Origin of the sequence: Ornithinibacter sp. (assembly GCF_035443565.1) — a bacterium.
Lineage (GTDB): Bacteria > Actinomycetota > Actinomycetes > Actinomycetales > Dermatophilaceae > Fodinibacter.
In genome coordinates this window covers 6874-8130 of sequence record NZ_DAORSO010000107.1, presented here as the reverse complement: position 1 = coordinate 8130, position 1257 = coordinate 6874, and the positions used below count along the sequence as shown (strand labels likewise).

Below are 1257 nucleotides of genomic sequence, written 5' to 3'. Positions count from 1 at the left end.
GAAGAGCGGGGTCGCGAGGCGCTTGCCGTTCTCGATGATGAACATCTTCGTGCCGCGATAGCTCTGGGTCGACGGGAAGAAGCGCTCGACCGCCTTCATGAAGCGGTTCTCCTCGTACTCCTCATCGTCACTCTCGCCTTCCCGGGCGAGCTTGACGGCGGTGTAGATGAGGAAGGCGCCGAAGATGTAGAAGACCCAGCTGAAGTTGTTGATCGCGGCGGCACCGAGCCAGATGAACAGCCCTCGCAGGACGATCGCGATGATGATGCCGATCATCAGGGCGAACTGCTGCAGCTTCTCCGGGACGGCGAACTTCGCCATGATCAGCAGGAAGATGAACAGGTTGTCGACCGAGAGCGAGTACTCCGTCAGCCAGCCCGCGAAGAACTCGCCCGCCAGCTGACCACCGGCGAAGAACCACATCCCCAGCCCGAACAGGATGGCAGCACCGATGTAGATGCCGAGCGCGATACCCGTCTCCTTGTTGGAGGGCCGGTGCGGGTTTCGGGCGATCCAGATGACGTCGAAGACGAGAACCGCAACGGCGATCCCGATCGTCACCAGCCACACCCACGGGTCGAGGTCGAGGGACGGGGTGGCAGCCGGAAGCATCGCTGGGATCACTTGCGGGAGTCTACCGAGGAGCGAACGCCCTCGGCCTGCTGTGTCCGCTCGACCCTAGGCTGCACCCATGGCCAGCATGCTCGACGACCTGTCCCTGCTCACCAGCCTGCACCGGCAGGTCATCCTGGAGTCCGGCCGCGGTGACCTGCTGGAGATCACCGACGCCCTCGAGGCGCGCTGCCGCTCCGAGGACCCCGACGCCCCGGGCGAGCTCGTCAACAGCCTCGACCCGCAGACCGCCGAGCTCATCGCGCGGCTGCTCACCGTGCACCTGCACCTGACGAACCTCGCGGAGGAACGGCACCGCGCCCGGTCGGTGCGTCGCGAGGACGGCGAGTTCGGTGGGAGCGCCGAGACCGGCGACATCGGCCCCGCGATCGCGGACGTCGCGGCATCCGGGTCGGACGCCCGGGCACGGATCGCGGCCATGCGGATCCACCCGGTGCTCACGGCCCACCCGACCGAGGCCCGGCGCCGTGCGGTGGCGTCCGCCCTGCGGCGCATCGCGGCCCACCTCGACGTCCACGACGACCCCGAGTCGGGCCCGTCGGAGCGTGCGGACTCCCGCCGCCGCATGCTCGACGACATCGACATCCTCCAGCGCACCTCCACCCTGCGCATCACCCGCCCCAC

At 68.0% G+C, this 1257-nt stretch carries 2 protein-coding genes; one reads left to right on the top strand and one right to left on the bottom strand.

Features of this window, described 5'->3' with window-relative positions:
- The coding region (locus PLL68_RS10765; protein WP_502910697.1) for a TerC family protein at positions 1-624 on the bottom strand (624 nt) is incomplete at its 3' end.
- Between the two features lie 67 nt (positions 625-691).
- Between PLL68_RS10765 and PLL68_RS10760 the strand changes: the two genes are divergently transcribed.
- The coding region (locus PLL68_RS10760) for a phosphoenolpyruvate carboxylase (protein WP_324533945.1) at positions 692-1257 on the top strand (566 nt) is incomplete at its 3' end.